Below are 6,141 nucleotides of genomic sequence, written 5' to 3'. Positions count from 1 at the left end.
ACTTAAGACAGTACTGTTAATGTGCATAGTTAGCTCCAATCGATTGCAATTTAGATGAGTATTAAAAATCATATTGATTTAATTTAATCATTTAATGTTATTTTAAGTTAGCTTATTGATCAATTTTAATATTACAAAACTATGATCCAGATCACATTACGATTAAAATGATTTATTTTAATCATTTTTATTGTTTTTTTGATTAAATAATCGGTATAATCCTAAAAATAGTTTTTTTTGAGTAAGATTAGTCAATGGTAAAATTAATAATTGCAGACGATTTCACTGGTTCTAATGACGCTGGTGTACAATTTGTTAAGAAAGGATTCTCTGTTGATGTTGTTTTTGATTGGCGATCTATACAGCCTTTAAAAACTCATATTAATGATAAGAAAGTTATGGTTGTTAATACTGAAAGTAGAGCAATCGAATATCACGAAGCACAAGCTAGAATTAAACAAGTTATTTTAAATAATCCACACTTACAACCTATTTATAAAAAAATTGATTCAACTCTGCGTGGTAATATAGGTGGTGAAATAGAAACATTACTGGCGACAACTCAAATTAAATTTGCTTTAGTTATACCAGCTTTTCCTAATATGAACCGTATAACTAAAAATGGTAAATGCTATGTTAATGGCATTGAACTAATCAATACCGAATTTGCTACCGATCCTAAAACACCTATTTGTTCATCTCGTATCAAAACCATTATAAAACAGCAAACAGATTATCCATGTGAAGAAATCAATATAGATAAAGTAAGAACTCATCAAATAGCAAAATGTATTGAAAACTTTGCAACTCAAGGAACTAAGATCATCATCATCGATGCTGAAACAAATCATGATTTAAAAACAATTATAGAACAAACTCAAGGATTACTAGATAAAGTTTTACTAGTAGGCTCGGCTGGATTAGTTGATTTCCTTTCGCCATCAATAACAGAAAAAACACCAAAATCAGAAAGACTAAATACAAAACCAATGTTAGTCATGGCAGGATCAATGAGCGAAATTACTCAACAACAGATAAATTATACCATTCAACATGATAATAACTGGAATGTAATAGATCTAAAAATATCAGATTTATTACCAGAACTATCAGCAACTACGTTAATAACATATAAAAATAAAATTCAAGAAATACTTGATAATAATCAACATTGTATTGTCAGAACCAGTACCAATAAGCAAGAACGAGAAAAAATCGATTTGTATTGCCAACAATATCAATTATCAAGAACCGAACTAGGTGAAAAAATCTGTAGTGGTTTAGGATTATTAGTTAAAAACATAAAGTTTAATAATTTATTTTTAACTGGTGGGGATGTAGCTATTTCCATTGCTAAATCTTTAGGTGCGATAGGTTTTACAATCGAGGGACAAGTTTGTGAAGGCGTCCCTTACGGTAGATTATTAAGCCATGAAATTTTAGATTATAAAATATTTACTAAAGCCGGTGGATTTGGAACAAAAGATATTTTTTTAAAAGCATTAAGATTTATTTAAAGGAGATAAATTGTGTCAAAAATCATAGCGATAACTATGGGAGATCCGGCAGGAATTGGACCGGAAATTATTGTCAAAGCACTACAGTCAGATATTGTAAAAAATATACATTCGATTGTAATTGGCTCGGCTGATTTATTAAAAAAACAGTTAAAAATGGGTTTATTTAGCGATGTTAATTTTAATGTTATTAATAGCGTGAGCGAGGCAGATTTCTCAAGCAATGTGATTAATATAATTGATATACAATTGGAAGATATCGATTCATTGCAACCAGGAAAAATTCAACCACAAGCAGGAGATCTAGCTTATCGATGTGTAAAAAAAGCAACTGAATTAGCACTTGCAGGCGAAGTTACAGCTATTGCAACAGCACCGCTGAATAAAGAGGCACTACACTCAGCTGGACACATGTATCCAGGACATACAGAGTTGTTAGCGAAGCTCACTAATAGTAAAGATGTCGCTATGGTACTTTATACTGATTCACTAAAAGTGATTCATGTTACTACACACGTTTCGCTGCGAAACTTTTTAGATAAATTGAGTAGTGATAGAATTGAAAAAGTTATTAAAATTGCTGATGATTTTCTCAAAAAAGTAGGAATTTCTGCGCCCAAAATTGCTGTAGCTGGCGTTAACCCTCACGCAGGAGAACATGGGCTGTTTGGTGATGAAGAAATAAAATTTGTTACACCTGCTATTGAAAAAATGCGACTTTGTGGTATTGATGCCATTGGTCCATGTGCACCCGATACAGTATTTTTACAAGCACATCAAGGTAAATTTGATATGGTTGTCGCAATGTACCACGACCAAGGTCATATTCCCCTTAAATTATTAGGCTTTTATGATGGGGTAAATATCGCAGCCGGACTACCATTTATTAGAACATCAGCCGATCATGGCACAGCATTTGATATTGCATGGCAAGGTATTGCAAAAGCCGATAGTATGATAGAATCAATCCGATTAGCGGAACTGTTATCTTAGTTAACAATAATTAGTAAACATAGAAAAATAGAAAGGGGAATTTTCAGTGGGAAAATACAATCGACTCGATCAAATCATGGATTATCTTAAGATTCATAACTTAGTCACAGTCGAAGAGTTAGTTATAGCTACTGAAGCCTCTCCTGCTACTATTCGTCGTGATTTAATTAAATTAGATCAACAAGGGGTAATCAGTCGAACTCATGGCGGCGTTACTTTAAATCGTTTTATTCCTAGCCAACCAACTACATCTGAAAAAATTCATAAAAATTTTAGTGAAAAACAGCTTATTGCTGATGTTGCAGCCGATCTTATTAAAGCTGGCGACTCAATAGCGCTCGATGCAGGTACCACAACTTTGGAAATTGCTAAAAGAATTACCCAAATGCCTGTCAGAGTTATTACATCAGATTTGCATATTGCACTTTTTTTATCTGAGTTTAAACAGATTGAAGTAACCATCATTGGCGGTAAAATTGATGATAGTAGCCAATCATGCATTGGTGAACATGGACGTTCATTACTTCTACAAATTAATCCCGATATTGCATTTGTAAGTTGTAATTCCTGGAGTTTAAGTAAAGGGGTAACCGCACCAACAGAAGACAAAGCATTAATTAAAGCAGGATTTGCTCAAAAGGCTGATAAAGTAGTGCTTGTTGCGGATAGCAGTAAATACAATTCTTATTCTTTATTTACTTCCATACCACTTAATCGTTTTACCGACATTATTACCGATAACCATTTAGATATCGAAACAGTACAACATCTTAAAAACCAGCCATTTAAGTTACATATTGCCAGTTAATATAAGTCACAGATAAATAGACAAATCATAAAATTTATTTATCTGTGATATTTGCCTTATTCAGAAATTATCCAACTATTTCACTATCTACAAAAAAGTAGGTAATCTCTCTTTCGGCTGATGAAATAGAGTCTGAACCATGTACGGCATTTTCTGTAGTGTTATCGGCAAAATCAGCTCTCAACGTTCCTTGTTCGGATTTACTTAAATCCGTGGAACCCATCAATTGGCGATATTGGTTAATAGCATCCTCACCTTCCAGCACTTGCACAACTATTGGCCCTGAAATCATAAAATTAACTAATTTATCAAAAAAAGGTTTATTTTGATGGTCAGCATAAAAGCCTTCAGCTTGAGACTTTGTCAACATGATCATTTTCATAGCAATGATTTTGAGTTTTGCTTTTGATATTCGAGTCTCAATCTCACCTATGACTTGTTTTTTAACAGCATTGGGTTTAATGATTGATAAAGTGCGTTGTATAGTCATGTGAGAGTTCCTTTATTAATCTGATATAAAAGTTAATCGAACAATTTGACCGCTTTCATCTAATAATAATAAACGATGTTTTCCTTTTTTGACCACTGTTAAAGCAATTTTTTCATTATTTTGAGAATTAGCCACTAAATCACCATCTAAAAACCACCATTTCTCTCCATAACCACCTTCCGGAGTGAGATCAATAGTCACTTGATCAACGCCCGGCAATGCTCTAATTAATTGTTTATCACGTATCCCAACAATATTAAGTGAAGTAAAGATATCTTTACCCATTATAGGACACGTTTTATCGATAGGCGGTAATATCGATTGTCTTCGTTCTTTAGTTAATAACCAGTTTTCTAGCGAAACAGGCCATAATGCTACCTGTTTTTTTTGCGCGCCTAAACAATCAGCTGCGACACGTTCCCCTCGCGCATTAACCCAAATATTTATCCAACCAGAACGGTAAATATTGTTTTTCAATTCGCTATAAGTACTTAATGTTGGTGGTACCATTTTATCCAATATCCATGCTGTTTTTTGTCGATGACAATTCACATCTGATTCAGGAAGGGGTTGTCCTAATGGCCAACAAATTTTCATAGAAGAGACTGATTCTGGTTTTTTATTAGAAGTAATAAGTCGATTTAAACGATTTTCTCTATTTAAAAGTATCGAATTAACTTGTTGCAAAATTGGCATTGCAGATATTGAACCATATTGTCCAGCTACAGGTGTACCGTCCGGTCGCCCAACCCAGACACCAATTAAGTATCTTGGATTAACTCCAACCGCCCAAGCATCCCGATAGCCATAACTGGTACCCGTTTTATAAGCTAACAGATTACTGTTAATTAGCATTTGCCTTGTTATCCAAGCACTACCATCAGAAATAAGTGGTTTGTTTATTAGTGGTTCCTTTTTAGTAAAACGTAACGGACTCACCTCACCATGCCTAGCAAATGCACTATAAGCACTAACAAGATTATCCATTCTTAATGAAGCGCCACCTAATATATAAGAAATGTTCGGTTCATTAGCTATAGAAGATAAAGGCAATCCAATACCTGCCAGTTTGGCGCTGAATCGCTTTGGACCATATAATTCGATTAATTGAACTGCGGGTAAGTTCAGTGATTTCCTTAGTGCCTCTGATGCACTAACTGGACCATAAAAACCTTCATCGAAATTAGTGGGTCGATAATCTGAGGTAATACGAGGAACATCTTGCAGTAAAGATTCAGAATGAATCATACCATCATCAATAGCAAAGGCATAAATAAACGGTTTTAATGTAGAACCCGGAGAACGTAATGCCCTAATCATATCAATTTGGCCAAAACGTTCTTTATCATTAAAATCAGCCGAGCCTACATAGCCTTTTACAGTCATATCAGTATGATCAACAACTAAAATAGCCAATGATGATTTAGGTGGTAATTGTTTTTTACGATTAACAGCTAAATCTTCTAAATTATATTGGAGAGACACATCAATGGTTGAATGAATAATATCCTCATTAGGATATTGTTGTTTTAAGCGATAAGCTAATAATGGAGCCAACTGAGGGGCCTTTCGTGGATAAACCCAAACCTCATCACGGCGTACTTGTTCAATCAAGTCATTTGGCCACACTTGATATTCAGCTAATCTATCTAGAACTTTGTCACGAGCTTGCTTAGCTCTTTCAGGAAACCTATCTGGTCGTAACCTACTAGGCGCTTGCGGTAACACAGCTAATAAAACTGCCTCACTACGGGTTAATGCTTTGGGCTGTTTACCAAAATAAGACCAGCTTGCAGCACCTATACCTTCAATTGTGCCACCATAAGGTGCGTGATTAATATATAAAGTGAGTATTTCTTTTTTACTATAATGTAATTCTAGTTGAAAAGTACGAAAGATCTGTTTTAACTTACCAAACAGTGTTCGATCATGAGGATATAATAACCGAGCCACTTGCATTGAAATGGTACTACCTCCAGAAACAATTCTATCATTCGATATATTTTGCCAAGCAGCACGCAGTAAAGAAATTGGATTAATACCGATATGATCGTAAAAATAACGATCTTCATAATTTAATAAAACGTCAAGGTAATAATCTGGAACTTCATCAAGGCTCACAGAATAACGCCAAATACCATTTTTATCGGCAAATCGCCATAATGGAGTTTCATCGTCGGCAATGACAGTTTGCGTAGTTTTATTTTGTGAAACAGATAATGGAAAAAGATAATCAGCAACAAAAAAGCTACTAACTAATAAAACCAGTAATACCAACAAAAATTTAAATAGTTTGTAAAAGAACTTTTTCATTATCGTTATTATATTACCCA

Annotated in this window: 5 protein-coding genes; 3 read left to right on the top strand and 2 right to left on the bottom strand. The window is 34.1% G+C overall.

Going from position 1 to position 6,141, the window contains the following annotated elements; translation table 11 throughout:
• Nucleotides 1–254: 254 nt before the first annotated feature.
• From B6D18_RS05395 to B6D18_RS05385, 3 genes are read left to right on the top strand one after another with little or no spacing between them, the layout of a single operon-like run.
• Nucleotides 255–1,517, top strand: coding sequence for a four-carbon acid sugar kinase family protein (locus B6D18_RS05395; protein ID WP_086363512.1), 1,263 nt, complete (start codon nt 255–257; stop codon nt 1,515–1,517).
• Between the two features lie 12 nt (nt 1,518–1,529).
• Nucleotides 1,530–2,510 (top strand): 4-hydroxythreonine-4-phosphate dehydrogenase PdxA, encoded by a 981-nt coding sequence (pdxA, locus tag B6D18_RS05390; RefSeq protein ID WP_086363511.1) that lies wholly within the window; start codon nt 1,530–1,532, stop codon nt 2,508–2,510.
• Nucleotides 2,511–2,556: 46 nt separating this feature from the next.
• Nucleotides 2,557–3,318, top strand: coding sequence for a DeoR/GlpR family DNA-binding transcription regulator (locus tag B6D18_RS05385; protein WP_086363510.1), 762 nt, complete (start codon nt 2,557–2,559; stop codon nt 3,316–3,318).
• Nucleotides 3,319–3,385: 67 nt separating this feature from the next.
• On the opposite strand, the gene ndk is transcribed toward B6D18_RS05385, so the two are convergent.
• Both ndk and pbpC read right to left on the bottom strand, forming a co-directional pair.
• Complete coding sequence (gene ndk / locus B6D18_RS05380) at nt 3,386–3,808, bottom strand: nucleoside-diphosphate kinase (RefSeq protein ID WP_086363509.1); 423 nt, start codon at nt 3,806–3,808, stop codon at nt 3,386–3,388.
• A 15-nt stretch (nt 3,809–3,823) separates the two neighbouring features.
• Nucleotides 3,824–6,121 carry a penicillin-binding protein 1C gene (gene pbpC, locus B6D18_RS05375; protein ID WP_086363508.1) on the bottom strand — a complete coding sequence of 766 codons (2,298 nt, stop codon included), beginning with the start codon at nt 6,119–6,121 and terminating at the stop codon, nt 3,824–3,826.
• Nucleotides 6,122–6,141: the final 20 nt, after the last annotated feature.

Source organism: Gilliamella sp. A7 (genome assembly GCF_002142015.1).
In the GTDB taxonomy this organism is placed as follows: Bacteria; Pseudomonadota; Gammaproteobacteria; order Enterobacterales; family Orbaceae; genus Gilliamella; species Gilliamella apis_A.
This window is presented reverse-complemented; position numbering and strand designations above follow the sequence as displayed.

What these genes read in the sequence shown, in the direction of transcription:
- ndk (WP_086363509.1), bottom strand. Translation starts at nt 3,808, where the DNA reads ATGACTATACAACGCACTTTATCAATCATTAAACCCAATGCTGTTAAA.
- B6D18_RS05395 (WP_086363512.1), top strand. Translation starts at nt 255, where the DNA reads ATGGTAAAATTAATAATTGCAGACGATTTCACTGGTTCTAATGACGCT.
- pbpC (WP_086363508.1), bottom strand. Translation starts at nt 6,121, where the DNA reads ATGAAAAAGTTCTTTTACAAACTATTTAAATTTTTGTTGGTATTACTG.